This window comes from Acidimicrobiia bacterium (assembly GCA_030584185.1).
In the GTDB taxonomy this organism is placed as follows: Bacteria; Actinomycetota; Acidimicrobiia; order Spongiisociales; family UBA11373.
The window spans coordinates 113105-139181 of sequence record CP129495.1; the positions used below are offsets into that span (position 1 = coordinate 113105).

Sequence of the window (26077 nt, forward strand, 5' to 3'; positions counted from 1 at the left end):
TCATCCTTTCGCCTGGTCGTCGCTGTTGGCTGCGGCGATGACTCGTTGAGCCTCATGGGGAGGAGCCTCCTCGTAGTGGCTCATCTCCATCTCGAATGTGCCTCTACCACTGGTTATCGAACGGAGGTCGATGGCGTAGCGCTGCATCTCCGCCAGCGGCACCTCGGCCGTGAGCACCCGCGTGCCGGCTTCGGAGTCCATGCCGAGCACCTTGCCTCGTTTCGAGTTGAGGTCGCCGATCACGTCGCCCATGAGCTCCTCCGGGACGCGTACCGTCACCCGCATGATGGGCTCGAGCAGGGTGGCCGCCAGCTTTGGCGCCGCCTCCTTCACGGCGATGATGCCGGCCATGCGGAAGCTGAGCTCATCGGAGTCGACGGGGTGGTACTTGCCGTCGTACACCGTGGCGCGCACGTCCACGACCGGGTATCCGGCAACCAATCCCCGCTGTAGGGCCTCGATCACACCCTTCTCCACGGCAGGCAGATACTGACGGGGGATCGACCCTCCCTTGATCTCGTTGACGAACTCGAATCCGTTGCCCGAGGGCGCCGGTTCGAATCTGATGTTGGCCACGCCGAACTGGCCGCGGCCACCCGACTGCTTCTTGTGCTTTCCCTCGACGTCGGCGGTTCCGCGTATGGTCTCGCGATAGGGAATTCGCGGCAGGGCGGTGTCGATCTCCACGCCGAAGCGGCGCGACAGGCGTGATGCGGTCACCTCGAGGTGGGCGTCGCCCAGGCCTGCGAGCACCGTCTCGTTGGTGGCGGCGTGGCGCTCAACGCGCAGGGTCGGGTCGTCGTCGACGGCTCGCGTCAGGGCGGTCGACAGCTTCTCTTCGTCCTGCTGCGACCGGGGGAACACCGCCAGTGCCATGGTGGGAGGGGGAAGCGGCACCGGGGCGATCACCACGTCCAGCCCCGGGGACCGCAGGGTGTCGCCCGAGAGCGTCGCCTCCAGCTTGGCCACGGCGGCGATGTCGCCCTCTTCTATCCGCTTGACCTCGTGGTGCTCCTTGCCCCGCATCTGGAACACGTTGTGCATCCGGCCGGTGGCGTGACGCGCCGGGTTCTCCAACTCCATGTCGAGGTCCAGGTCGCCGGCGAACATCCGGAACAGCGAGATCCTGCCGACGTACGGGTCGGACATCGTCTTGAAGACGTAGGCGACGACCCCCCTGTCGGGCCAGGTTCCTTCCGCAAGGGGAGGGACGGGCCGCTCCGACGGGCGCGGGCCGTAGTCCACCAGGAACTGGGCAAGGCGATCGATGCCGACTCCCGAAACCGCCGAGCCGCACAGCACCGGGAAGGCGGTCCCGTCGACCATCCCCTTGTGCATCCCGGCGATCAACTGTTCTCCCGAGGGCTCGACCCCCTCGAAGTACTTCTCGAGGAGGGCATCGTCGGTCTCGACCACCGCTTCGACCAGGCTGGTGTGGAGCGGTGCGGCGTCGCTGGCCGCCTCGGCGGGGATGTCGCCCTCGGTCGCCTGGAACCCTCCCGAGTAGGTGTACGCCCTTCCCCCGACGAGGTTGGCGACGCCGCGCAGGCCGGACTCGGCTCCCAGGGGCACCTGAATGGGGGCTATCGGCGTACCGAAACGCTGCTTCAACTCGGCGAGGGTCGTGGAGAACGAGGCGCGCTCGCGATCCAGCTTGGAGACGAACACCGCCCGGGCGATCCCCTCCTCGGCGGCCATCCGCCAGATCTGTTCCGTCTGCACCTGCACGCCGTCGACCGCCGACACCACGAAGAGGGCCAGGTCGGCGATGCGCAGGGCGGCGCGCACCTCCCCGACGAAGTCCGACGTCCCCGGCGTGTCGATGAGGTTGATCCGGTGTCCCTTCCAGGTGAAGGGCGCCATCGCCAGGCTGACCGAGGAGCCGCGCTCGTGCTCTTCCGGCTCGAAGTCGGTGACGGTGTTGCCGTCCTCGACCCGCCCCATCCGCGTGGTGACTCCGGCCGCAAAGAGGAGGGCCTCGGCGAGCATGGTCTTGCCGCTGCCGCCGTGTCCAACGAGTGCGACGTTGCGAATCTGGTCCGAACCCATGCAGCCTCCGTTCCGGGCGGGATTGTAGTGATCGGGCCGGGGCCCGAACCCGGTGTGGTAGGTTCCGCTCGAGGTCCACCCATGCTCGATCTGAGAGCGCGCAAGAACGTGTCCCGGGCGGCCGACCCGGTGGCTCGCCTGCTCGGCAGGATCGGGCTGAGCCCGACGCTGGTGACGCTCGCCGGCCTGGCATTCTCGATCGCCGGGGCAGTGCTCATCGCACTGGGACATCTCACCTGGGGGGCGGGCACGCTCGGCTTCGGAGCCGTGCTCGACGTGCTGGACGGGGTCCTGGCCCGGCTCACCGGGACCGAGACCGTTCGCGGGGCGTTTCTCGACTCCTTCACCGATCGGGTGGGGGAGGTGGCGGCCTGGACCGGGCTCGCCTTCTACCTCGGTGAGCGCGCCGAGGCGGCATTGGTGACCCTGTCGATAGTGGCGGTGTGCGGATCGCTCCTCATCCCCTACGTTCGCTCCCGGGCCGAGGCCCTCGGCGTCGACGGCAGGGGCGGCCTGCTCGGCCGGGCAGAGCGGCTCCTGGCCTTCGGATTCGGGATCGGTCTCGCCGGCCTCGGACTGCCCACCCTCGAGGCAACGATCTGGATCCTGGCCGTGGGCACATGGCTGACGGTCGTGCAGCGGTTCGCTCAGACCTGGAGACGCCTGGCGTCGTGAGAGAGGCCCTCGGCTACTACGCCTACCGGTTCCTCTCCGGCGCGTTCGGACTGCTGCCTGCTGGCGTGGTGAGGCGGGTCGGGTTCGGCCTCGGCTGGCTGGGCTCGTTCATCGCCCGCGATCGGTTTCGCATGGCCCAGCGGCACCAGGCGCGGGTCGGTGGCGAGGGGCCTGACCTGCGGCGCCGAGCCCGATTGGTTTTCGCCCACTACGGCCGGTACTGGGCCGAGACCTTCTGGCTTCGCCCGAGACGCCATCACTCCATTCTGGAGCGGACCACCCTCGAGGGAGTGGAGCGTCTCCACGCCGCCATCGCCACCGGGCGCGGGGTGATCGTCGCCCTTCCCCACACGGGGAACTGGGAGGTGGCGGGACTCCGGGCAGCCGCCGAAGGGGCGCGGGTGCTCGCCGTCGCCGAAGACCTGGGCAACCAGCGGATCGTCGACTGGTTTGTCGCCATGCGCAACATGATGGACATCGACATCGTGATCGCTCGCAAGGGGGGCCGTGTCACCCGCGACCTCCTCGAGCGTCTCGGGGCCGGAGGGGTGATCGCCCTGCTCGCCGACCGCGACGTCACCGGACGCGGCGTCGAGGCCGAGTTCTTCGGTGAGATCACGACGATGCCTGCTGGTCCCGTGGCCCTCGCCGATCGCACCGGGGCCGTGCTGTTGCCGGTGGGCATCTACTTCGGTGCCGGAGACCACCACCGGTTCGTCATCCATCCTGCCATGGGGATCCCGGCGGGGGACACCGCAGAGGAGAGGGTCCGCCTCGGCGTGGCGAAACTGGCAGGAATCCTGGAGGAGATCATCCGTGTCGCCCCGGAGCAGTGGCATCTGATCGTCCCCAACTGGGCTTCGGATCGGGCGTCGTCGTGAGGATCGCCGTCGTCTGCCCGTACGCCTTCGATGCCCACGGGGGAGTGCAGGACCAGGTGGAGAGGCTGGTTCGATGGCTCGGCGAGGAGGGGCACGAGGCCTGGGCGGTGGCTCCCGGATCGGGGGGTCCTCCGGGGACCAGGACCGTCGGTGCCTGGCGCTCGGTTCCGGGAAACCGCGCCCGCGCCCCGATCGCCGTCGATCCGCGTGCGGTTCGGCGCGTGGCCGAGGCCGTCGCCGACGCCGATGTGGTCCACGTCCATGAGCCTTTCATGCCGATGGTGTCGCTGGGGGCACTGCTGGCGGAGACACCCCCCGTCGTGGCCACGTTCCATGCCGATCCGGGCAAGGTGGGAAGGCGCCTCTATCGGCTGGCGCGTCCGCTGATGCGGCGGGTCGCCGGCCGCATCGCCGTGGCCACCGCGGTGAGTCGGGTGGCTGCTTCGGCGATCACGGGAGTTCCCCGGGTGAGGATCATTCCCAACGGCATCGATCTCGACCGGTTCGATCCCGAGGCGCTGGCGATCCCGGGGCGGGTGCTGTTCATCGGCCGGGACGAGCCCCGCAAGGGCCTCGATGTGTTGCTCCAGGCCTGGCCGCGGATACTGCGCGATGTTCCCGGTGCCACCCTGCGCGTCGTCGGTTCGGAGCGGGACTCGGGGCCCGTGGGTGTGACCTTCCTCGGGCGCCTGGGAGCCGAGGAGAAGGCGATCGAACTCGGGCGGTGCCAGGTGCTGGTCGCTCCCAACCTGGGGGGAGAGAGTTTCGGGCTGGTGGTGCTGGAGGGCCTGGCTGCTGGGCGCGCCGTGGTCGCCTCGGCACTGCCCGCATTCGCCGCCGTCGCCGGCGACTCGGCCGTTCTGGTACCGCCTCACGACCCGGTGGTGCTGGCAAGGGCGGTGGCCGACCTGCTGGTCGATCCGGCCGCGGCGAGGCGACTGGGGGACAGGGCGGCAGCGCGGGCCGCCGCCTTCGGGCGCGAGACGGTGCTCGGCGCCTACATCGCCGCATATCGGGATGCCATGGCCCACTCTGGTTGAGGCCCCGCCGACGGTAGAATCGATCACTACTACAAGGAGTCATCCCGTGGAACAGGGCACGGATCGCGTCAAGCGCGGGCTCGCCGAGATGCTGAAGGGCGGCGTCATCATGGACGTCACCACGGCGGATCAGGCCCGCATCGCCGAGGAGGCCGGAGCGGTGGCGGTGATGGCCTTGGAGCGGGTGCCGGCCGACATCCGTCGCGATGGGGGGGTGGCCCGGATGGCCGACCCTTCGCGGGTGGAGGAGATCATTTCCGCCGTGTCGATCCCGGTCATGGCCAAGGTGCGGATCGGCCACTTCGTCGAAGCGCGGATCCTGCAGGCTCTCGGGGTCGACTACATAGACGAGTCCGAGGTGCTGACCCCGGCCGACGAGGCACACCACGTCGACAAGTGGCAGTTCACCGTCCCCTTCGTCTGTGGAGCGCGCGACCTGGGCGAGGCGCTGCGTCGCATCGGTGAGGGCGCCGCCATGATCCGAACCAAGGGCGAGGCGGGGACCGGCAACGTGGTGGAGGCGGTGCGCCACATGCGCGCCGTGACCGGAGGGATTCGACGGTTGCAGGCACTCGACCCCGAGCAGCTCATGTCGGAGGCCCGTGATCTGGGGGCGCCGTTCGATCTGGTGCAGGAGGTCGCCTCCACCGGACGGCTGCCGGTGGTGAACTTCGCCGCCGGTGGGATCGCCACCCCGGCCGATGCAGCCCTGATGATGCAGCTCGGCTGTGACGGTGTCTTCGTCGGGTCCGGCGTCTTCAAGAGCGAAGATCCGTCACCGAGGGCGCGTGCCATCGTCGAGGCCACCACCTATCACTCCGATCCCCAGATCCTGGCCAAGGTGTCGCGTGGGCTGGGAGAGCCGATGGTGGGCATCGAGATGGACCGGCTCGCCGACGAGGATCGTCTGGCCCGCCGGGGCTGGTGACCATGCGCGTCGGGGTTCTCGCCCTTCAGGGCGACTTCCGGGAGCACGCCGCCGCCCTGAAGGCGATCGGCGCCCAACCGGTGCTGGTCCGTCTGCCCCGGGATCTTGCCGGTCTGGAGGGGCTGGTGATCCCGGGCGGCGAGAGCACCACCATCGGGAAGCTCGCCGATCGGTACGGTCTGGTGGAGCCGCTCCGTGAGGCCATCGGGTCGGGCCTCCCCACGCTCGGCACCTGCGCCGGGCTCATCTTCCTGGCGGCGGCGACCACCGAGGAGCAGCCGCAGGTTCAGCTCGGGGTTCTCGACGTCGTGGTGCAGCGCAATGCATTCGGGTCTCAGGTGGCCTCCTTCGAGGCAGACCTCGACATCGCTGGACAGAAGGAGCCGATGAGGGCGGTGTTCATCCGCGCTCCCTGGATCGTGAAGGTGGGTTCGGGTGTGGAGGTGCTGGCCGAGGTCGACGGGCACCCGGTGATGGTTCGCGAGGGCGCAGTGATCGGGACCTCGTTCCACCCCGAGCTCACCCGGGATGGCAGGGTCCATCGGATGATGTTCGAGAGCGGGTAGGAGGTCTCATGTCGGGTCACTCGAAGTGGTCGACGATCAAGCACAAGAAGGGTGCCAAGGACGCCCAGCGGGGCAAGCTGTTCGCCAAGCTGGCACGCGCCGTGGAGGTGGCAGCACGAGAGGGAGGCGGCGATCCCGATGCCAACGCCACCCTGGCGCAGGCGGTGGCCAAGGCCAAGGCGGCTTCCATGCCCAACGACAACATCGACCGGGCGATCAAGCGCGGGGCGGGCGAGATCGGCGGCGCCGCATACGAGGAGGTCTGGTACGAGGGGTACGGTCCGGGCGGTGTTGCGGTGTTCGTGCAGGTGCTCACCGACAACCGGAACCGCGCCGCCTCCGACGTCCGGACGGCCTTCAGCCGCGCCGGCGGAAACCTGGGCGAGCCTGGTTCGGTGGCGTACCTGTTCAGCCAGTGCGGCTATCTGCTCGCCGCAGGTGACGAGGACGCCATCCTGCTCGCCTCGCTGGATGCAGGTGCCGAGGACGTGCGTCCCGGCGACGGCGAGCACGAGGTGATCTGCCCGCCGGGACTCCTCTTCCAGGTGCAGGCCGCCATGGAGGAAGCCGGGATCGAGGTACGCGCCGCCGAGGTCACCTGGCTGCCGTCCACCACCATCCGCCTGGATGAGGCAGGCGCCCGGGCGGTTCTCCGGCTGGTGGATGCCCTCGAGGACCTCGACGACGTACAGACCGTCTTCGCCAACTTCGACATCTCCGACGAGGTGATGGCGGCGGTCGCAGGCTGAGCGTTCCCGGGGCTGCAATTCCGCCCGGCGACGTGAGCGGCGTGTAACCTACCGTACACATGTTCGTCCTCGGCATCGACCCGGGCCTCTCCACATTGGGGTATGGAGTGATCGAGGGGGGCTCGGTGGTCCGTCCCGTCGCCGTGGGCGTGATCCGCACCGATCCGGCTCTCGCCACCTCCGTCCGGCTGCAGGAGTTGGCAGGCGACCTCGAGGCGATCATCGCCGAGTACCGTCCCGATCAGGCTGCCATCGAGGAGGTGTTCGTGAATCGAAACCTTCACTCGGCCCTGGGCGTGGGGCGGGCTTCGGGGGTCGCCATCCTGTTGGCGGCTCGGGCGGGGATGGAAGTGCACGAGTACACACCTACCGAGGTGAAGAAGGCGGTCACCGGCCGGGGTGACGCCTCCAAGGCTCAGGTGCAACACATGGTGGCGCGAAGACTCGGTCTCGCCGCCGCCCCGGCTCCCGCCGACGCCGCCGACGCCCTGGCCGTCGCCTTGTGCCATCTGCAGACCTTTGCCTCTCTGCGTGCCGGAGGCCGACGGTGATCGGCCGCCTGAGGGGGCTGGTAGCCGGCCGTCACGGTGAGGGTGCTCTCATCGAAGTGGATGGCGTCGGCTACGAGGTCGCCATGCCGGGGCGCGACCTCGCTCTGCTGCCCGCCGTCGGGGAGGAGGCGGTGGTGCACACCCACCTCCACGTTCGCGAGGATGTGATGGCCCTCTACGGCTTCGCCGGCGAGGATGGACGGAACCTCTTCCGCCTCCTGATCGCCACCAGCGGAGTCGGCCCCAAGCTGGCGCTGGCGATTCTCGGGGTGTTGCCGCCGGAGAGGCTGCGGGCCGCCGTCCTCGCCGAGGACGTCGATGCCCTCACCCAGGTCCCCGGCATCGGCACCCGCAGTGCTCAGAAGCTGGTGCTCGACCTTCGGGCGCGACTCGCCCTCCCCGCCGGCGACATTCCAGGGCCTGGCGGCATGGCCGAGGTGCGCCGGGCACTCGAGGGTCTCGGGTACGACGCTTCCGAGATTCGAGAGGCGATCGACGGTCTCGAGGGTGACGACCCACAGGCCTTGCTCAAGTCCGCACTGCAGCGTCTGGGCCGGAGATGAGGGAGGAGGGCCTCCTGGCGGCGCGTCCCGGCCCCGAGGAGGCCGCCTTCGAGGCCGGATTGCGTCCGGGGACCCTCGACGAGTTCATCGGACAGGACGACCTCAAGGAGCGTCTCTCGATCCTCATCGAGGCGGCACGCCAGCGGGGTGAGCCTCTCGACCATGTCCTCTTCAGCGGGCCGCCGGGTCTGGGCAAGACCACCCTGGCTTCCATCCTCGCCGATGGCATGGCGGCCCAGTTTCGGGGGACCTCGGGCCCTGCCCTCGAGCGGGCAGGCGACCTCGCCGCCATCCTGTCGAACCTGGGCCCCGGCGATGTGATGTTCATCGACGAGATCCACCGGCTTCCCCGCCAGGTCGAGGAGATCCTGTACACGGCGATGGAGGACTTCCACCTCGACGTCGTGGTGGGCAAGGGTGCCGGGGCCAGCTCGATCCGTCTCGACCTGCCGCCCTTCACCCTGATCGGTGCCACCACGCGAGTGGGGAGGGTGTCGGCGCCTCTGCGCGACCGCTTCGGATACGTGGCGCGCATCGACTACTACCAGGCGGTGGAGCTGGAGTCGGTGGTGAGGCGGTCGGCCGGCCTACTCGAGATCCCGATTGCCGACAGTGGGGCCGCCGCCATCGCCCTGCGTTCTCGCGGCACGCCGCGAATCGCCAACCGCCTCCTGCGGCGGGTGCGCGACTTCGCATCGGTTCGGGCAGGTGGCGTCATCGACGACGGCACCGCCCGGCGGGCCCTCGAGGTCTTCGAGGTCGACCCGGCCGGGCTCGATCGGATCGACCGCGCCATCCTCGAGGCGGTGATCCTCAAGTTCGGCGGTGGTCCGGTGGGTCTGTCCACGCTGGCGATCGCCGTCAGCGAGGAGACCCAGACCGTCGAGGACGCCTACGAGCCGTTCCTGCTGCAGATGGGGTTCCTGCAGCGCACGCCTCGCGGCCGGATCGCCACCCGGCTCGCCTATGAGCACCTGGGGCTGGAGGCCCCCGGCGTCGACCATCAGGGCAGGCTCCTCTAGCGGGTTCCCCGGTTCGGCCGAAGGATGACGGCGGCCATTAGGTTGTCCCCCTCCGATGGACACCGCCGAATTCCGCTACGAGCTGCCCGCGACCTCGATCGCCCAGGAGGCGGTCGAGCCCCGGCACGCGGCGCGCCTCCTCGACACCAGGGATCTCGGAGATCACCGCTTCTCCGATCTCCCTGGCCTTCTCCGGGAGGGGGATCTGGTCGTCGTGAACCACACCCGGGTGAGGAGGGCCCGCCTGCGGGGCAGGCGCCTCACCGGTGGTGCGGTCGAGCTGCTGGTGCTCTCTCCGGTCGGAGACGGCAGGTGGGAGGCCCTGGCCCGGCCGGCGCGCCGGCTGCGCGCCGGCACCGAGATCGAGGTGGGAGGGTCGAGGGTGGTGGTCGAGGATGATCCGGTCGAGGGAAGGGTGGTGCTTCGATCGTCGAGCGGGGATCTCGAACGGGAGATGGAGCGAACCGGCGAGGTGCCGCTGCCTCCCTACTTCACCGGTCATCTCGAGGATCCGGAGCGATATCAGACGGTGTACGCCAGACGCCCGGGGTCGGCGGCCGCCCCCACCGCCGGGCTCCACTTCACCGGGGCGGTGCTCGACGCCCTGTCGCGGCGTGGGGTCGCGGTGACTGGCATCGAGTTGGAGGTCGGGCTCGACACCTTCCGCCCGATCACCGAAGATCGGGTCGAGGCCCATGAGATGCACAGCGAGCGCCTGGTCGTGGACGAGGCGACGGTCGCCGCCGTCGAAGAGACACGCAGGAGCGGCGGCCGGGTGGTCGCGGTCGGAACCACGGTGGTGCGAGCGCTGGAGTCGGCGGCGACCGATGGCATCCTCCGCCCGTTGGACGCCAGGACCGACCTGTTCATCAGGCCCGGCCACCGGTTCCGCGTCGTCGATTTGTTGGTGACCAACTTCCACGTCCCCGGTTCGACCCTTGTGGTCCTGGTTGCGGCCTTCATGGGGGAACGCTGGCGGCAGGCATACCAGGTGGCCCTGGAGAGGGGGTATCGATTCCTGTCCTTCGGCGACGCCATGCTGGCGGAGCGTTCGCCGTGAGCACCCTTCGCTTTCGGGTCTTGGCCACGGATGGGGCCGCCCGGCGCGGCGTCCTGGAGACGGCGCACGGATCGGTGGAGACTCCCGCCTTCATGCCGGTCGGCACCCGGGCCACGGTGCGAGCGGTCGACTCGGCGGATCTGGAGACGGTCGGTGCCGAGATGGTCCTGGCGAACACCTATCACCTGGTGCTCCGCCCCGGTGATTCGGTGATCGAGTCGTTGGGAGGCATTCATCGATTCATGGCCTGGGACAAGCCGATCCTCACCGATTCGGGTGGATATCAGATCTTCTCGTTGGACCCGCGCCTCGACGAAGAGGGAGTCACATTCCGGTCGGCGTACGACGGCTCGGCACTTCGCCTGACACCCGAGGATGCCGTGGTCGTCCAGGAGCGAATCGGCGCCGATGTGGCGATGGTCCTCGACCACCTGGTCGGTCTTCCGTCTCCTCGGGAGGTGGTCGTCGATGCCATGGAGCGCACTCTGCGGTGGTCGGAGCGGGCGCTGGCGGTGCATCGGCGGACCGACCAGGCCCTCTTCGGGATCGTCCAGGGCGGTGTCGATGTCGACCTGAGGGCGGAGAGCGCCCTGCGGACTTCCGACCTCGGGTTCGAGGGGTTCGGGATCGGCGGGCTTTCGGTGGGTGAGTCACCCGAACAGCGCGACTCCGCCCTCGAGGCGGTCGCCGGGGTCCTGCCGGCGGACCGTCCCAGGTACGTCATGGGCCTGGGGGACACCGCCGGGGTGTTGGATGCTGTGGCTCGCGGATACGACATGTTCGACTGCGTGTGGCCGACCCGGCTGGCGCGCCACGGCAAGGTGTTCACCTCGAGCGGAGACTTCTCGGTGCGACTGGCAGGCCTCGCCGGCGACGAGCGCCCGCTGGATCCGGAGTGCGAGTGCCTCACCTGCCTTCGGTACTCCCGTGCCTACCTGCGCCACCTGGCGGTCACCGGCGAGCTGTCCGTGCACCGGCTCCTCACCATCCACAACCTGCAGTACACGCTTGGCCTCATGGCCAGGGCCAGGGAGGCGATCACCGCGGGGAGGTTTGTCGAGTTCCGGGAGCAGACGTTGCAGCGACGAACGCCCCCCGCCTGACAGGGGCTACTCTTCGAACTCCCCGGGGCGATCCTCCCGGGGTGGTTCGCGACTCCGGAGGACCGATGATCCAAATCCTCGCCCAGACCGCCGAGGACGCCGCCGCCGAAGGTTCGGCGTGGCAGGTGCTGATCCTCTACGCCGTGATCATCGGCGGGCTGTTCTACTTCCTGATGATCCGCCCTCAGCGGACGCGGATGCGCCGTCACCAGGAGCTCGTGTCGTCGATGGCGGTCGGTGACGAGGTCACGACCATCGGCGGGATCTTCGGCAGGATCGAGTTCCTCGACGACGAGAGTGCCGTGCTGCTGGTGGAGGGTGGCGGGCGACTGCGTGTGCTGCGCCGCGCCCTTGCCGGAAAGGTGACCCGGTAAGCGGATGACGCGTCGGTCGGCCCTGATCACCCTGGGGATGACGCTTGCCGTCGTCTATGGGGGCATGGCGCTCACCCAGTTGGGTGGCGTCAGGCCCCTGCTCGGCCTCGATCTCCAGGGCGGGTTCTCGGTGGTGCTCGAGGCCGAGGAAGGAACCGATCCCGAGGTCCTCGATCAGGCAGTCGAGATCATGCGCCGGCGCATCGAGGCCCTGGGCGGCGTGCAGGAGCCGGAGATCGCCGTGGTCGGCGACTCCACCGTCGAGGTGCAGCTGCCCGGCGTCACCGACCGGGATCGGGCACTCGAGGCCGTGGGAACCACGGGATCGCTCGAGTTCAGGCCGGTGCGTCAGGTGAGCCCCATCCCTGGGGTGAGCCCGGTGTTCTTCGGAGCCACCCCGACCCCAGAGCCGGAACCCGACACCACCACGACCACGGTTCCCTCGGTGGGCGGCACAACCTCGACCACGGCCGGCGAGGGCACGGCCTCGACCACCACCACGACCACCGTGCCGGAGGGGTCCACGACCACGGAGCCATCGACCACCACCACGACGCTCGATCCGACCGAGGGCATCGTGCTGCCCGCCGGGGTCACCTGGTGCGACGAGGTCGAACAGGCCGGATGCGTCGATCGGGAGTCGGGCCTGACCGTCGACCCCGATCCCACCCTGGACGCCTTCCTCACCACGGGCCCCGCCGGTGGGGACATCATCTATCACACCGCTCCCGCCCGGATCCTCGGCTCCGACCTCGAGGGTGCCCAGGCGCAGTTCTCCGGAGGCACATCAGGGAGCGGCAACGTCGTCGGCTCCTGGGTCGTGGTGCTCGACTTCACGGCCGAGGGCGGCGACAAGTTCGCCGAGGTGACCAGGGAGCTGGCCAACTACGCCATCGGCGATCCCAGGCGCCAGTTCGCCATCGTCCTCGACGGAGAGGTGCAGTCGGCGCCCCAGGTGTCACCCGAGGTGGATCCCAACACCGGGATCACCGGAGGCAGCGCCATCATCACCCTCGGCTCCTCGGCCGATCAGGAGGAGGAGGCGCGCAGCCTCTCCGTCGTCCTCCGCTACGGAGCGCTGCCAGCGGCCTTCGAGATCTCCACGGTTCAATCGGTCTCGGCGACGCTGGGGTCGGATTCGCTGCGCGCCGGCCTGATCGCCGGATTCGGCGGCCTGGCGCTCGTCGCCATGGCCATGATCCTGTACTACCGGGCTCTCGGGCTGGTGAACGTCATCGGCCTCACCGTGTTCGGCAGCCTGATGTTGATGGTCTTCTCCCTGCTCGGGGAGTGGCAGGGGGTCACCCTCACCCTTGCCGGAGTGGCCGGCGTGATCGTCGCCGTCGGCATCACATCCGACTCCTACGTCGTCTACTTCGAGCGGATTAAGGAGGAGGTCCACCGCGGTCGCTCGCTGCGATCCGCCATCGATCACGCCTTCTCGCGGTCGATTCGGACCATCCTCACCGCCGACACAGTGTCGTTCACCGGCGCCGTGCTGCTGTTCTTCCTGGCGGTCGGATCGGTGAAGGGCTTCGCCCTGGCCCTGCTGATCGCGACCGTATGCGACGTCCTGGTGGCGGTGTTCTTCACCCGTCCCGCAGTTGCGCTGGTGGCGATGTCGCGCCTCGGCGACGGCGGTCGCTTCTCCGTCCGCGGCGCAACCGGTCTGCCCCCGGAGGGCACCTCATGAGCGTCTGGCGCGACCTCTATCGCGGCGACACCCGGTTCGACTTCTTCGGCAACCGGAGGCGTTGGTTCACGATCTCCGGCGTGATCGTGGCGGTTTCCCTGTTCGCCCTGGTCTTCCTCCGCCTCGACCTCGGGGTCGACTTCGAGGGAGGGACGCTGGTCGAGTTCGAGAACCCCAATGCCGTTTCGGTGACTGCGGTTCGGTCGATCGTGGACGGTCTCGACATCGGGGGCGGGCGGGTCCAGGAGGTCGGTGGACAGGGGATTCGGGTGCAGACCGCCCAGCTCGACCCAGCCGACGAGGACCGGCTGGTCGACGCCCTCGCCGCACTCCTCGGCGAGGCTCCCGAGGATGCCAGTCGGTTGTCGGTTGGCCCCACCTTCGGATCGCAGGTCGCAGAGTCGGCCCTGCGGGCGCTGATCGTCTTCTTGATCGTGGTGGCGCTGTTCATGGCGTGGCGGCTCGAATGGAAGATGGCCGGGGCCGCCTTGATCGCCCTCGCCCATGACCTGATCTTCACCGCCGGGATCTACGCCCTGGTCGGTTTCGAGGTGTCGCCGGCGACGGTCATCGCCATCCTCACCATCCTCGGGTACTCGCTGTACGACACCGTGGTTGTGTTCGACAAGATCCAGGAGAACGTGCGGGAGAGGGGGGACCGCCACGCCTTCGGCTCGATCGTCAACCTCTCCATGAACCAGGTCCTGATGCGCTCCATCAACACCTCGCTGACCACGCTCATCCCCATCAGCAGCCTGCTGTTCGTGGGATCGTTCCTGCTGGGAGCCACCACGCTGCGCGAGTTCGCACTGGCGCTGTTCGTCGGGGTGGCCACCGGCACCTACTCGTCGATCTTCCTGGCGGCTCCGATCCTCGGCGTCTGGAAAGAGGGCGAGGAGCACTGGATCAAGGTTCGCCGGCGGGTGGAGCGCAAGGGAGCCGAAGACGACTTCGCTCCCACCCACGGCGCCACGGTGCCGGCGGCTTCGATGGTTGGCGCCACGGGCTCCGGGGCCGTGCCCAGGCCTCCGCGCAAGCGGCGCAAGCACCGCCGGTGAGTCCCGTCGGCCGATCTTGAGCCGAGCCGCCTCCCTACAATCCCTGGATGGATGGCCTGCGCGCCCTGATTCGTGACGTCCCCGACTTTCCCGTACCCGGGATCGTCTTCAAGGACATCACACCGCTGCTGGCGGATCCCAAGGCCTTCGCCGAGACGGTCGACCTCATGGCCGAGCCGTGGTCGGGCGATGGGATAACACACGTCGTCGGGATCGAGGCCCGGGGTTTCATCCTGGGAAGCCCGCTGGCGCTGCGGCTCGGCGCCGGGTTCGTGCCGATTCGCAAACCGGGTCGCCTCCCGGCAGCGACGCTGCGGCGCGAGTATCTCCTGGAGTACGGAACCGACGCCCTTGAGGTGCATGCCGACGCCTTCACCACCGCAGACCGGGTGCTGGTCGTGGACGACGTCCTGGCCACCGGTGGGACCGGCTCGGCGGCGGTGACCCTGGTGTCGATGCTCGGCGCCGAGGTGATCGGATTCGGGGTTCTGGTCGAGTTGGGGCTCCTCGAGGGTCGGGAGCGGATTCCGGTCGTCACCGAGGCGGTGATCCGATATGGCTGACCGGCCCCAGGACGCCGTCATGGCAGAGCTGGCCCCGGTGCTCGACGGATTCAGGACCCACTTCCCTCACGCCTCGGACAGCGTCATCCACCGCGCCTACGAGAGGGCGGCAGCCGCCCATGCCGGGCAGCTCCGCAAGTCGGGCGAGCCCTACATCACGCACCCCCTCGCCGTGACCCAGATCCTCGCCGGGTACGGCCTCGACGCCGAGACCCTGGCGGCCTCGCTGTTGCACGACACCGTCGAGGACACCGGGCTCACCCTCGACGAGATCCGTACCGAGTTCGGCGACACCGTCGCCGGCCTCATCGACGGCGTCACCAAGCTCGACCGGCTCCGTTACTCGTCGACCGAGGAACAGCACGCCGCAACCATCCGCAAGATGGTCATCGCCATGGCGCGCGACGTGCGCGTGCTGCTCATCAAGCTGGCCGATCGCCTTCACAACGTGAGGACGATCAGCCCCCTCTCCAGCGAGAAGCAGCAGCGCATCGCCACCGAGACCCTCGAGGTGTACGCACCCCTGGCACACCGTCTGGGCGTGCAGGAGATCAAGCACGAGATGGAGGACCGGTGTTTCGCCATCCTCCAGCCTCGTCGCCACGCCGAGGTGCTGGAGCTCTTGCGGGCGCGCGCACCCGAGCGCGACGCCTATCTGACGGCGGTGATCGACGAGGTACAGGCCATGCTCGGCGAGGCGGGGATCGCCGCCGAGGTGACGGGTCGACCGAAGCACGTCTACTCGATCTATCGCAAGATGGTCGATGGCGGTCGGACGTTCGACGAGATCCACGACCTGATCGGGATCCGGATCGTGGCCAAGGAGGTCGCCGACTGTTACGCCGCCCTCGGGATCGCCCACACCCGCTGGCCGCCGGTGCATGGACGGTTCAAGGATTACATCGCCATGCCCAAGTTCAACCTCTATCAGAGCCTGCACACGACCGTGCTCGGGCCCGGCGGCCGGCCACTCGAGGTCCAGATCCGGACCCGGGAGATGCACGACCGGGCCGAGCAGGGGATCGCCGCCCACTGGCGCTACAAGGAGGGCGGGGCCACCGAAGAGGACCTGAAGATCACCGGTGACCTTGCCGAGACCGCCGACGACTACGACAGTCCCAGTGAGTTCCTCGCCGGCCTCAAGCTGGACCTCTACCAGGACGAGGTCTTCGTGCTCACCCCGGGAGGTGCCGTGAAGACCCTCCCGCGCGGGGCCACGCCGGTAGACTTCGCCTACTCGGTGCACACCGAGGTCGGGCACCGGTGCACCGGAGCGCGGGTCAACGGTCGCCTGGTCCCGCTGAGCACCCGTCTCGAGTCGGGTGACATCGTCGAGGTGATCACTTCGAAGTCGGACTCACCCAGCCGCGACTGGCTGGGGTTCGTCCGGACCTCACGGGCGGCGGCGAAGATCCGTCAGTGGTTCAGCAGGGAGCGGCGGGAGCAGACCCTCATCGAGGGTCGGGAGCAGGTGACCCGGCTGCTGCGGCGAGAAGGTCTCGGCCTCAAGGCGGCGGAGAGGGACCGCAACCTGGCGGATGTGGCCGAGTCGCTCGGATTCAGGGACATGGATTCGATGTTCGTCGCCGTGGGCGCCGGGAACGTCCAGCCGGGCACGGTGATCAGCCGCCTGGTGCGGCTGGTTCGTCCCGACCTGGCGACGGAGGACGACGAAGACGAGGCCGGCCTCCTTCCGGCGGCGCCGCACCGCGTGACGACGGGCGGTGTCGTGGTCGAGGGCATGGACGACATGCTGGTCAGGGTGGCCAACTGTTGCACCCCGATGCCGGGTGACGCCATCGTCGGCTTCGTGACCGTGGGCCGCGGTGTGTCGATCCATAGGGCCGACTGCACCAACGTCGGCGCCCTGGGGGATCGATCGGAGCGGATGATCGAGGTCGGCTGGTCGGCCGAGGAGTCGGGGACCTATCGCGCCGCGGTGCAGGTCGAGGCCCTCGACCGCCCGCGCCTGCTGCGAGACGTGACCACGACCCTCTCGGACCTGGGAGCGAACATCGTCTCCTCGTTCAGCGGCACCAATCGCGATCGGGTGGCCATCCTTCGGTTCGAGATCGAGCTCTCCGACGTGACCACCCTCGATCGCGCCCTGACCGAGATGAAGTCGGTCGACGGCGTCTACGACGCCTACCGGCTGCTGCCGGGGAGGACTGACTAGTCAGCCAGGTTGCTCGGGAATGACGCTCAAGGCAGGGCGATCACCTCAAGCCGCCACCTCGAGTGGTCGATGACCACCATGTGAGCACATCAAGCGGCTCCGCGGCGCGTCGCGCCGAAGACGGGTTCACCATCGTCGAGGCGATGGTGGCCGTGACCGTGCTCGCCCTCGGGATCGTTCTCACCATGCAGCCCCTTCTCGGTGCCATGCATCGCGTCAACGATGCTCGCGTGGTCCTGGTGGCCGAGAACCTGGCCCAGGCCGAGGTGGAGGCGATCCGCGCCCTCGACTACGGCGACGTCGGGCTTCCCGGTCGAACCCCTTCCGGAGTCCTCACCGAGGACCGCACCATCACCGTCGAGGGCCGTGACTATCAGATCGAGGTCGATATCCGGTACGCCGGGTCGTTCACCGGGCTCACCGTCGTCCCCCAGGGCGGTGATGGCGTGCAGGGAAGCTGGGATCCGGGCGTGGACTACAAGATGGTCGTCGTCACGGTCACCGCCGAGGGGCGAGACACCGACCCCGTGGTGATGGAGACCATCGTCGCCCCCCGCCAGATCGGCGCCCACGAGGGGATCGCCAACGCCCGGGTGTATGTGGTGGCGTACGAACCGTTCGCCACGGGAGGGATGGCACTGCCGATCCTCTCCATCCAGAATGGTGTCGGGTCGACCATCTCGTCGGCCATGTCGGCCACGGAGCAGGTGTTCCCGGCGATACCGACCGGGGCCTACACGGTGATCCTCGGGCAGGCCAACGGATGGGTGATCCACCCCGACGACGTCGTCGCCGGGCTCACCGAGATCACGGCGGCCTCGGGGACCCTGGTGGAGACCACTCTGCGGGTGTACCGCCCGGCGACCTTGATCGCAGAGGTCGTCGATGCTTCCACGGGGTCGGCCATCGCCGACGCCCGGATCACCCTCAACCACCTGGAGAGCGGACGGATCACCTCGCTCGACGCCGGGGTCTACACCGCCGAGGGCCTGCTTCCCGGCGCCTACGACATCTCGGTGACCGCCGACGGCCACCTGCCCTGGTCGGCATCCTCGCTCAACGTGCCGGCCGGGTATCCGGATCCGGTGCATCTGCTGACCGTCGCCATGGAACCGATCGTGGTCACCACCACCACGAGCACGACGACGACCACGGTGGCAGGCAGCACGACCACAACCACCGTGGGGGGCACCAGCACCACCACCAGCACGAGCACGACGACCACCGTGGCCGTCCCCACCGCCACCGTGCTGGTGACGGTCCGCGACAACACCAACCGTGTGGTGAACGGCGCAACGGTCACGGCCAGCCACCCTTCGGGCGGCGAGACCGGCGGCTACACGGACTCCCGCGGCGAGGTGCTGCTCACCCTCGAGGCCGGCGTGAGCTACACGGTCACCGCATCGACCGACTGGGGTCACGGCCCCAAGTCCGGATCGGTGACCCCTGGGTCCCAGGCGAACCTCGATCTCAAGCTCACACGCCCCTCGGGCAAGGGGACGATGGTGCTCAAGGGTGGAACCCAGGCCGAGTTCCTCTTCCGCGAGGTGGGGATCAGCACCTGGAAGGTGATGCCCAGCAGCTACCTCGGCGAGGCTTCGTTCGTGGGCTACGCCGGGACCTACGACGTGGCCAAGCGATGCCTGGCCAACGGGGCGGTCCTCGGTCAGCGGACCGCCAGCGTCGCCGCCGACCGCAACCGATCGGTCACGATCAGGGGCGGAACCTGCCCGTGAGGCGGCGTCTCTCCTCCGATGACGGTTTCAGCCTGGTCGAGCTGGGGGTGGCCCTGGCGCTGTCGGGAATGGTGGTCGGCACCCTCGTCAGCGTGTTCCTCTCGTTCAGCCAGAACGTCGGCGACTCGGAGCGGCGCGCCGAGCACCAGGCGCTGTCTCGCGAACTGATCGCCGAGATCGTCGTCGAGCTGCGCCAGGCGGTGAGGGCGAACCCCAACGGCGACCCGGTGGAGAGCGTCGACTCGGATCAGCTGGTGTTCTACACGACCCAGGTGGGAAGCAGCGAGCCGGTGCGCACCGTGTACGCGCGGACCGATTGCAGCGCCGGCATCTGTGAGCTCTGGGTCACCCGCTACGCCGTGGACACCTTCGCCTCCGGGGTGTACACCTTCCTCACCACGCCCAGGGAGGAGAGCTTCCTGCTCGGGGGCGTCCTCGAGGACCAGCCGCTGTTCTACGGGATCGATTGGGTGGGGGATCCCAAGGTTCAGGTGCACATCGCCTCCTGCGGCGCCCCGGTCGCCTGCGACTTCCCGCTGGTCGGGATCACGCTGCGCTCCTATCCCCTCAACACCTCGGACGGCGCCCGGCAGGTCCTCGAGATCCAGGAAGAGGTGAGGATCCGCAATGGCTAGGCGCGACGAGGGATTCGCCATGATGACCGTGGTGATGGGGCTGGGGGCGATAGTTGTGCTCGCCACCGTCGTCTTCCAGGGTGCCCTGCGTGAGTACGACGGGGCCCAGTACCAGCGCCGCGACGACACGCTGATCGCCGGTGCCGAGGCCATGCTGGAGCGCTACGCCACCAAGCTCACCATCGACCCCCTCTACTACCTCTCCTGGGTGGACGAGGCCGAGCTTCCGAGGCGCTGCACCCAGAACGGCTCCTCGGGCAACGGCGACGTCGTCCAGCCCGGCAACGCCTGGTTCGACGACTGCTTCACCTGGACCTACGAGCCGCTCACCGACTACTTCTTCCACCCGCTCGTCCTGGGAGTCGCCGACAACCCGGCCGACGACGTCGGCGTGCGTATGACCGTGACGCCGCCCGAGTCGAGCGAGATCGGGGTGGGTGTGACCCTGGTGGCCACGCACGGCGAGTTCGGGCAGTCGCGCGCGGTGCAGGCTTCGGTACGCGCCGAGGCGATCAGCGAGTTCGCCTTCCTGGTCGAGGACGACCTTCGCTTCGGATCCGGGGCGAACATCCACGGCAAGGTCTACACCGGCGGCAACCTCGACTTCGTCCAGACGCCGGACCAGGGCAGGGTTCATCGCAACGCCTACGCCGAGGGGCTCATCGGCCGGACCGCCGGATACGGCCCGCCCGAGTTCGTCTCCGGAGCGGTTGGTTACGACTCCGGCGGGACATACCAGGACATCCGAACCCAGTACCCGGACCCGCTCGACTTCACCAACTTCTGGGACGACCTGGAGATCATCCGCAACGTCGCCTGCTACCGGGACGGACTGTGCCTCTCGGCGACCAACCCTGCCCTCAACCTCGTCCAGACGCCCACCGCCTGGCTGCTGCGCCCCACCACCAGCGGGTCCAATGCGCGGATCGAGGTCTCGGTGGCCTACTCGAACACGACCACCGGGTGCCTCACCGCCGAGGAGTGGTGGTGGTTGAACTCGCAGAACGCCGCGTGGACCCTCCTGGGGACCTACGACGTGCCACCGAGCGGCGTGGTCTGGGTGGAGGGGCACGCCGTGATCGGACAGCCCGGGGACACCTCCCGGATCGGGAGCTCGATGACGATCTACGCCGGGTCGCTGGGTGCGCCGCGCAACGTGATCCTCGCCAGCGACATCATCTATCAGTCGGGCACTTCGGGTACGACCGTCCTCGGCCTGATCGCCTCCGACGAGATCTGGATAAACCCATACGCCGTGGGAGGGGACGACGAGATGACCTTCTCGGCGGCGCTGCTGGGACAGGGCGGATCACTGAACGTGGCCCGCGACTGCGGCAGCAGCGGCAGCGTGATCCTTCCCTACTCGGGCGGGGTGCCGGTGTCCACCCTCCACACCAACGGGGCCATGGCCCTGAGGGACACCGGCGACGTCGCCGCCCATTTCGGCACCCGCAACTATCAGTTCGACCAGCGCCTGGAGACCATGCGCCCACCGTTCTTCCCGTTGATGCGCGAGACCTGGACCTATCAGGAGTGGTTCGAGGTCAACCTGCCCTGCTGGGCGACGGCGGCGGGGTGCGGATCCTGATCCGGTAGCGACGGGCTCTCCGGCGGTACCCGATCGACCCCGCCCTATCGTGGGGCCCATGCTGATCGATGGCGCCTCCCTGTGGCTGGCCGAGACGAACTCGTGGGTGTTCGCCGCCGAGAGGGGGGGCCTGGCGGTTGTGATCGACGCTCCCCCCGATCCCGATGGCGTCGGAGCCCTGCTCGCCCGTCACGAGCTGACCCCGGTGGCGTTGCTGGCCACCCACGGGCACGCCGACCACATCGGCGGGGCCGGCGATGTCGTCTCGCGGTTCGCCATGAGTGCCTACCTGCATCCCGACGACGGGTGGCTGGCAACCGACCCCAGAGAGCAGCTGAAGGCCCTCTGGGGGATGCTGCCGCCGGGCGAGTTCTCCTCACCCCAGCGTTGGGAGTCACTGTCCGACGGCGCCGTCCTCGCCCTCGCCGGGTTCGAGGTCGAGGTGATCCACACTCCGGGCCACACTCCGGGCCACTGCTGCTTCCACGTTCCGGCAGAGGGTGCCCTGTTCAGCGGCGACCAACTGTTCGCAGGATCGATCGGTCGCACCGACCTCCCGGGCGGCGACCATGGGGCGCTGATGCGAAGCATGGGCGAGCGAATCGTCACCCTTCCCGAGGAGACGGTGGTCCTGCCCGGACATGGGCCCACCACTACCCTGGCGCAGGAGCTCGCCACCAATCCCTTCCTCGAGCGTTTCCGCAAGTGATTCCCCGGCTCAAAGGCACCGACGACATCCTTCCCCCCGACTCCGAGCGGTGGCGGCGGCTGCTGCGCGCCTTCGACGAGCTCGCCGAGCGCTACGGATACGACCTGGCGGTGATGCCGGCCATCGAGAGCACCGAGCTGTTCGCCCGGGGCGTCGGCGAGTCCACCGAGGTGGTGGAGAAGCAGATGTACACGTTCACCGACCGTGGCGGCCGCTCGGTGACGCTGCGTCCCGAGTTCACCGCGGGGATAGTGCGCGCATATGTCGATTCGGGTGCCTCCGGCGTGTTGAAGCTGGCGGCATCCGGGCCCCAGTTCCGCTACGAGCGCCCGCAGCGCGGTCGCCGGCGCCAGTTCTTCCAGGTCGACCTGGAGTATCTCGGCGAACCCGGGCCGAACGCCGATGTGGAGGTGATCGAGTTCTCCCACCGCCTGCTCACCATGCTCGAGGTGCCGGAACCGCAGGTGCTGCTCAACTCGATCGGAGATCCAGCCGATCGAGCCGCCTACCGGGTGGTGCTCCTCGACTTCCTGGCGGGTGTCGAGGGGGAGCTGTCGCCCGACGCCAGACGCCGACTCGCCGACAATCCGCTTCGGGTGCTCGATTCCAAGGCCGACGCCGAGGTGGTTGCGGACGCCCCGGTGCCGCTCGATCATCTCGGCGGGGAAGCCGCATCTCACTTCGCCAAGGTGCGGGCCGGGCTGGAGTCGCTGGGGGTTCCCTACGCGCTGGCTCCGAGGCTGGTGCGCGGCCTCGACTACTACAACCGCACCGTATTCGAACTGGTGTCGCCGGGCTTCGAGGCGGCACAGGCATCCCTCGGGGGAGGAGGTCGCTACGACCCTCTCGCCGAGATGATCGGGGCCGACCGGCCGGTTCCCGCCGTGGGCGTCGCCCTCGGCTGTGACCGGATCGTGGCCGCCATGCCCGGTCCCGCCTCGGGGCGTCTCGACCTCTTCGTGGCGCTCGCCGATCCGGAGCAGTACGGAGAGGCCGAGCGGTGGGTCAGCGACCTGCGGGCCCGCGGCCTGCGGGTCGACTGGTCTCCCGGCGGATCATTGAAAGCCCAGTTCCGGGCCGCCGACCGTTGCGGTGCGGCGGTGGCAGCCGTCGTCGGCGGTGAGTGGAACGCCGGTGAGGTCACGGTCAAGGACCTGACAACCGGTGAACAGTCGGTGGTGGAGATCGAGGAGGTGCTCGCTTGGCTACAGAGGTGATGAGGACGGCGCGCGCCGGCGAGCTGCGTTCCCCGGACAGCGGCCGACAGGTGCGGCTGGCCGGCTGGGTGGCTGCTCGCCGTGATCACGGTGGCATCCGCTTCTTCGATCTGCGAGACGGCAGCGGCCTGGTCCAGGTGGTGATCGATCCGATGCTCGATGCCGCCCTCGCCGACCGGGCGCAGGCCCTGCGCGACGAGTTCTGCGTGCGGGTCGAGGGAACGGTGCGCATCAGGCCCGAGGGCACGGCCAACCCCGAGCTCGGCTCGGGGGAGGTGGAGGTGGCGGCCACCGGGCTGGAGGTGCTGTCGACCTCGGACCCGTTGCCCTTCCAGATCGACGACCGCGCCGAGATCGACGAGATGCGTCGGCTCGAGTTCAGGTACCTGGACCTCCGCCGGCCAAGAGTGGCCCGCAACCTGATCGCCCGGTCGCGTGCGATGGGGGCGATTCGAACTTCGATGCTGGAGCAGGGGTTCCTCGAGGTGGAGACACCGACCCTCGTGAAGTCGACGCCAGAAGGGGCCCGTGACGTACTGGTGCCCAGCCGGCATCGTCCCGGCAGCTTCTACGCCCTGCCCCAGTCGCCGCAGCTGTTCAAGCAATTGCTCATGGTCGGGGGGGTGGAGCGGTACTACCAGCTTGCCCGCTGCTATCGGGACGAGGACTTCCGTTCCGACCGTCAGATCGAGTTCACCCAGCTCGACCTCGAGGGGGCGTTCTGGGACCGGGAGGGGGTGTTCGCCGCGGTGGAGCCGGTCATCGGGGCGACCGTCGCCGCCCTGCGTGGGGAGTCCGTTTCGGCACCGTTTCCCCGGCTCACCTGGGACGAGGCCATGGCCCGCTACGGATCGGACAAGCCCGACCTCCGTTTCGGCATGGAGATCGTCGACCTCGGCGAGGTGTTCGCCGGCAGCGGTTTTCAGGCGTTCGCCTCGGCTCTCGCCGAAGGGGGGATGGTCGCCGGGATCGACGCCGGGAGGCAGGATCTGTCGCGCTCCGGCCTCGACTCCCTGGTGGAGAGCGCCAAGACCCTCGGTGCCCGCGGCCTGGTGTGGATGGTGGTGGAGGAGGGCGGGGTGTTGCGATCCCCGATCACCAAGTTCCTGAGCCCCGATGAGCAGGCGAAGGTGATCGGTGCCTTCGGGGCGGCACCGGGTGATCTGCTCCTGATCGTCGCCGACGACCGCCGGAAGGTGCTTCCGGTCCTGGGTGCGCTGCGTCTCGACATGGGCCGGCCCGACGGCCACTCCGAGCTCAGGTTCGTCTGGGTGGTCGACTTCCCGGTGTTCGCAGTGGACGACGAGGGGGGGCTCAGCCCGGAGCATCATCCATTCACGGCCCCGCACTCGGTCGAGGAGATGCGCTCCAGTCCCCAGACCGCCCTGGCGCGCGCCTACGACCTGGTGGTGAACGGCGTCGAGCTGGGCTCGGGCAGCGAGCGGATCCACGACCCCGCCACCCAGAAGGAGGTGTTCGACATCCTGGGGATCTCCGACGAGGAGGCCGAGAACCGGTTCGGGTGGTTCCTGAGGGCGCTGCGTTACGGCACCCCTCCGCACGCCGGGTTCGCCTTCGGCCTCGACCGGCTGGTCATGGTGCTCCAGGATGAGCCCAACATCCGCGAGGTGATGCCGTTTCCCAAGACGCAGAGCGGATTCGATCCGATGACGGCTAGCCCGGGGCCGGTGGACGACACCCAGCTGGTGGAGCTGGGGATCGACCTCCGCCCGGAAGTGAGGGTCGCCCTCACCGGGGAGGTGCCGGCCGGTTGATGGACGACCTCTTCGCCGCCGACCGCGAGGCCCGGCGGCGCGGCGCCGAGCCGCTGGCGGCGCGGATGCGCCCCCGAACCCTGAACGAGGTCGTCGGGCAGTCCCATCTGCTTGCGCCAGGGGCGGCCTTCGGGGAGATGGTGCGTGCCGGCCGCCCGGTGTCGATGATCCTCTGGGGCCCGCCCGGAACCGGAAAGACGACGCTCGCCCTTCTCGTGGCCGAGGCGTCGGCGGCGGCGTTCGAGCCGCTGTCGGCGACGTCGGCCGGGGTCAAGGACGTGCGCGAGGTGCTCGCCGCCGCCCGCCACCGGCTCGAGGAGTCGGGACGGCGAACCGTCCTCTTCCTCGACGAGATCCACAGGTTCACCAAGGCCCAGCAGGATGCCCTGCTTCCCGGAGTGGAGGCGGGAACGGTGATCCTGGTCGGAGCGACCACCGAGAACCCGTTCTTCGAGGTGAACTCGCCGCTGATCTCACGCAGCACGCTGTTTCGCCTGGAGCCGCTGACCACAGCCGAGGTCGAGGGCTTGATCGATCGAGCGTTCCGCGATCCGAGGGGAGTGACGGATCCGCCCTCCATCACCCCGGAGGGACGCGCCCTGCTGGCGGGACGATGCGGAGGCGACGCCCGGCTGGCACTCACCGCCCTCGAGGTGGCCGCCCTGGTGGCCGCCGGACGCGGCGACGAAGCGGTGGGGGAGGCGGCGGTGGCAGAGGCCCTGCAGCGTCGGATCATCCCCTACGACCGCGCCGGTGACCGGCACTTCGACGTGATCTCTGCCTTCATCAAGAGCATGCGCGGCTCCGACCCGGACGCCGCCGCCTACTGGTTGCAGACCATGATCGCTGCGGGCGAGGATCCCGAGTTCATCGCTCGACGCATGGTGGTCCTGGCGTCGGAGGACATCGGCCCGGCCGACTCCAGGGCGCTCCTGGTGGCCGTGGCCGCCGCCCAGGCGGTGCAGTTCGTGGGGCTTCCCGAGGCGGCATACGCCCTCCACCATGCCGCCCTCTACCTTTCGGCGGCGCCCAAGTCGAACTCGGTGGCCGGCCTGTTGGCAGCAGCAGGGGAGGCGGTGGAGTCCTCGGCCGGTGCCGACGTGCCGCCCCACCTCCGCTCCACCGGATATCGGGGGGCCAAGGTGCTCGGCCACGGGGAGGGGTACCTGTATCCACACGATCACCCGGAGGGTCTGGTCGCCCAGCAGTACCTCCCCGACGGGATGGAGGACCTGGTCCTCTATCACCCGAAGGATGCCGGGGCCGAGCCCTCCATGGCCGAGCGGGTAGCCGCCGCCGACCGGGTCGGCCGCAGGCGCCGCCGCCGCTGACGCCGCAAGGCTCGACTTCGGGACTCCGGTACTCT

General features: G+C 69.0%; 24 protein-coding genes. 23 read left to right on the plus strand and 1 reads right to left on the minus strand.

The annotated features are described in order from the left end of the window. Positions 1-2049 carry an elongation factor G gene (fusA, locus tag QY307_00585; GenBank protein ID WKZ82784.1) on the minus strand — a complete coding sequence of 683 codons (2049 nt, stop codon included), beginning with the start codon at positions 2047-2049 and terminating at the stop codon, positions 1-3. An 81-nt stretch (positions 2050-2130) separates the two neighbouring features. Here fusA and QY307_00590 point away from each other — a divergent pair, with 81 nt between their 5' ends. From QY307_00590 to QY307_00700, 23 genes are all read left to right on the plus strand, one after another. Further along, positions 2131-2724, plus strand: a complete 594-nt coding sequence (locus QY307_00590) for a CDP-alcohol phosphatidyltransferase family protein (GenBank protein WKZ82785.1) — start codon at positions 2131-2133, stop codon at positions 2722-2724. After that, entirely contained in the window at positions 2670-3605 is a 936-nt protein-coding gene (locus QY307_00595) for a phosphatidylinositol mannoside acyltransferase (GenBank protein WKZ82786.1), read from the plus strand. Before QY307_00590 ends, QY307_00595 begins: the two co-directional genes overlap by 55 nt. Next, entirely contained in the window at positions 3557-4645 is a 1089-nt protein-coding gene (locus QY307_00600) for a glycosyltransferase family 4 protein (protein WKZ82787.1), read from the plus strand. The genes QY307_00595 and QY307_00600 overlap by 49 nt, the downstream gene beginning before the upstream one ends. Before the next feature lie 88 nt (positions 4646-4733). After that, entirely contained in the window at positions 4734-5573 is an 840-nt protein-coding gene (gene pdxS, locus QY307_00605) for a pyridoxal 5'-phosphate synthase lyase subunit PdxS (GenBank protein ID WKZ83801.1), read from the plus strand. A 2-nt stretch (positions 5574-5575) separates the two neighbouring features. After that, positions 5576-6139, plus strand: coding sequence for a pyridoxal 5'-phosphate synthase glutaminase subunit PdxT (gene pdxT, locus QY307_00610; protein WKZ83802.1), 564 nt, complete (start codon positions 5576-5578; stop codon positions 6137-6139). 8 nt (positions 6140-6147) lie between these two features. After that, positions 6148-6888: a YebC/PmpR family DNA-binding transcriptional regulator gene (locus QY307_00615; protein WKZ82788.1), complete on the plus strand. Its 741-nt coding sequence runs from the start codon at positions 6148-6150 to the stop codon at positions 6886-6888. Between the two features lie 59 nt (positions 6889-6947). Further along, entirely contained in the window at positions 6948-7439 is a 492-nt protein-coding gene (ruvC, locus tag QY307_00620; protein WKZ82789.1) for a crossover junction endodeoxyribonuclease RuvC, read from the plus strand. After that, positions 7436-8002 (plus strand): Holliday junction branch migration protein RuvA, encoded by a 567-nt coding sequence (gene ruvA / locus QY307_00625; GenBank protein ID WKZ82790.1) that lies wholly within the window; start codon positions 7436-7438, stop codon positions 8000-8002. The genes ruvC and ruvA overlap by 4 nt, the downstream gene beginning before the upstream one ends. Then, positions 7999-9024, plus strand: coding sequence for a Holliday junction branch migration DNA helicase RuvB (ruvB, locus tag QY307_00630; protein WKZ82791.1), 1026 nt, complete (start codon positions 7999-8001; stop codon positions 9022-9024). Before ruvA ends, ruvB begins: the two co-directional genes overlap by 4 nt. Positions 9025-9079: 55 nt before the next feature. Further along, on the plus strand, positions 9080-10084 hold the full coding sequence (gene queA, locus QY307_00635; GenBank protein ID WKZ82792.1) for a tRNA preQ1(34) S-adenosylmethionine ribosyltransferase-isomerase QueA: 1005 nt from the start codon (positions 9080-9082) through the stop codon (positions 10082-10084). Next, positions 10081-11187: a tRNA guanosine(34) transglycosylase Tgt gene (tgt, locus tag QY307_00640; GenBank protein ID WKZ82793.1), complete on the plus strand. Its 1107-nt coding sequence runs from the start codon at positions 10081-10083 to the stop codon at positions 11185-11187. The genes queA and tgt overlap by 4 nt, the downstream gene beginning before the upstream one ends. Positions 11188-11252: 65 nt before the next feature. Then, entirely contained in the window at positions 11253-11561 is a 309-nt protein-coding gene (yajC, locus tag QY307_00645; protein ID WKZ82794.1) for a preprotein translocase subunit YajC, read from the plus strand. A gap of 4 nt (positions 11562-11565) precedes the next feature. After that, on the plus strand, positions 11566-13254 hold the full coding sequence (gene secD, locus QY307_00650; GenBank protein ID WKZ82795.1) for a protein translocase subunit SecD: 1689 nt from the start codon (positions 11566-11568) through the stop codon (positions 13252-13254). Continuing rightward, the gene (gene secF, locus QY307_00655) at positions 13251-14312 is read left to right on the plus strand and encodes a protein translocase subunit SecF (protein ID WKZ82796.1); all 1062 of its coding nucleotides are present in this window, start codon (positions 13251-13253) and stop codon (positions 14310-14312) included. The genes secD and secF overlap by 4 nt, the downstream gene beginning before the upstream one ends. A 47-nt stretch (positions 14313-14359) precedes the next feature. Continuing rightward, positions 14360-14875, plus strand: a complete 516-nt coding sequence (locus QY307_00660) for an adenine phosphoribosyltransferase (protein WKZ82797.1) — start codon at positions 14360-14362, stop codon at positions 14873-14875. Further along, complete coding sequence (locus tag QY307_00665) at positions 14868-17051, plus strand: bifunctional (p)ppGpp synthetase/guanosine-3',5'-bis(diphosphate) 3'-pyrophosphohydrolase (protein WKZ82798.1); 2184 nt, start codon at positions 14868-14870, stop codon at positions 17049-17051. Before QY307_00660 ends, QY307_00665 begins: the two co-directional genes overlap by 8 nt. An 80-nt stretch (positions 17052-17131) precedes the next feature. Further along, the gene (locus tag QY307_00670; protein ID WKZ82799.1) at positions 17132-18787 is read left to right on the plus strand and encodes a carboxypeptidase regulatory-like domain-containing protein; all 1656 of its coding nucleotides are present in this window, start codon (positions 17132-17134) and stop codon (positions 18785-18787) included. Then, the gene (locus QY307_00675) at positions 18784-19422 is read left to right on the plus strand and encodes a hypothetical protein (protein WKZ82800.1); all 639 of its coding nucleotides are present in this window, start codon (positions 18784-18786) and stop codon (positions 19420-19422) included. Before QY307_00670 ends, QY307_00675 begins: the two co-directional genes overlap by 4 nt. After that, positions 19415-21010, plus strand: a complete 1596-nt coding sequence (locus QY307_00680; protein WKZ82801.1) for a hypothetical protein — start codon at positions 19415-19417, stop codon at positions 21008-21010. The genes QY307_00675 and QY307_00680 overlap by 8 nt, the downstream gene beginning before the upstream one ends. A 58-nt stretch (positions 21011-21068) precedes the next feature. Beyond that, entirely contained in the window at positions 21069-21719 is a 651-nt protein-coding gene (locus QY307_00685) for an MBL fold metallo-hydrolase (protein WKZ82802.1), read from the plus strand. After that, positions 21716-22936, plus strand: a complete 1221-nt coding sequence (gene hisS / locus QY307_00690) for a histidine--tRNA ligase (protein WKZ82803.1) — start codon at positions 21716-21718, stop codon at positions 22934-22936. Before QY307_00685 ends, hisS begins: the two co-directional genes overlap by 4 nt. Next, entirely contained in the window at positions 22936-24711 is a 1776-nt protein-coding gene (gene aspS, locus QY307_00695; GenBank protein WKZ82804.1) for an aspartate--tRNA ligase, read from the plus strand. The genes hisS and aspS overlap by 1 nt, the downstream gene beginning before the upstream one ends. Beyond that, entirely contained in the window at positions 24711-26042 is a 1332-nt protein-coding gene (locus QY307_00700) for a replication-associated recombination protein A (protein WKZ82805.1), read from the plus strand. The genes aspS and QY307_00700 overlap by 1 nt, the downstream gene beginning before the upstream one ends. The last annotated feature ends 35 nt before the right edge of the window (positions 26043-26077 follow it).

Excerpts from the sequence above, each read along its gene's own strand:
- QY307_00615 (WKZ82788.1), top strand. The coding sequence starts at position 6,148 with ATGTCGGGTCACTCGAAGTGGTCGACGATCAAGCACAAGAAGGGTGCC.
- QY307_00660 (WKZ82797.1), top strand. The coding sequence starts at position 14,360 with ATGGATGGCCTGCGCGCCCTGATTCGTGACGTCCCCGACTTTCCCGTA.
- QY307_00665 (WKZ82798.1), top strand. The coding sequence starts at position 14,868 with ATGGCTGACCGGCCCCAGGACGCCGTCATGGCAGAGCTGGCCCCGGTG.
- QY307_00595 (WKZ82786.1), top strand. The coding sequence starts at position 2,670 with ATGGCTGACGGTCGTGCAGCGGTTCGCTCAGACCTGGAGACGCCTGGC.
- QY307_00700 (WKZ82805.1), top strand. The coding sequence starts at position 24,711 with ATGGACGACCTCTTCGCCGCCGACCGCGAGGCCCGGCGGCGCGGCGCC.
- secD (WKZ82795.1), top strand. The coding sequence starts at position 11,566 with ATGACGCGTCGGTCGGCCCTGATCACCCTGGGGATGACGCTTGCCGTC.
- QY307_00590 (WKZ82785.1), top strand. The coding sequence starts at position 2,131 with ATGCTCGATCTGAGAGCGCGCAAGAACGTGTCCCGGGCGGCCGACCCG.
- ruvC (WKZ82789.1), top strand. The coding sequence starts at position 6,948 with ATGTTCGTCCTCGGCATCGACCCGGGCCTCTCCACATTGGGGTATGGA.
- pdxT (WKZ83802.1), top strand. The coding sequence starts at position 5,576 with ATGCGCGTCGGGGTTCTCGCCCTTCAGGGCGACTTCCGGGAGCACGCC.
- QY307_00685 (WKZ82802.1), top strand. The coding sequence starts at position 21,069 with ATGCTGATCGATGGCGCCTCCCTGTGGCTGGCCGAGACGAACTCGTGG.
- QY307_00680 (WKZ82801.1), top strand. The coding sequence starts at position 19,415 with ATGGCTAGGCGCGACGAGGGATTCGCCATGATGACCGTGGTGATGGGG.
- fusA (WKZ82784.1), bottom strand. The coding sequence starts at position 2,049 with ATGGGTTCGGACCAGATTCGCAACGTCGCACTCGTTGGACACGGCGGC.
- pdxS (WKZ83801.1), top strand. The coding sequence starts at position 4,734 with ATGCTGAAGGGCGGCGTCATCATGGACGTCACCACGGCGGATCAGGCC.
- queA (WKZ82792.1), top strand. The coding sequence starts at position 9,080 with ATGGACACCGCCGAATTCCGCTACGAGCTGCCCGCGACCTCGATCGCC.
- ruvB (WKZ82791.1), top strand. The coding sequence starts at position 7,999 with ATGAGGGAGGAGGGCCTCCTGGCGGCGCGTCCCGGCCCCGAGGAGGCC.
- aspS (WKZ82804.1), top strand. The coding sequence starts at position 22,936 with ATGAGGACGGCGCGCGCCGGCGAGCTGCGTTCCCCGGACAGCGGCCGA.
- secF (WKZ82796.1), top strand. The coding sequence starts at position 13,251 with ATGAGCGTCTGGCGCGACCTCTATCGCGGCGACACCCGGTTCGACTTC.
- yajC (WKZ82794.1), top strand. The coding sequence starts at position 11,253 with ATGATCCAAATCCTCGCCCAGACCGCCGAGGACGCCGCCGCCGAAGGT.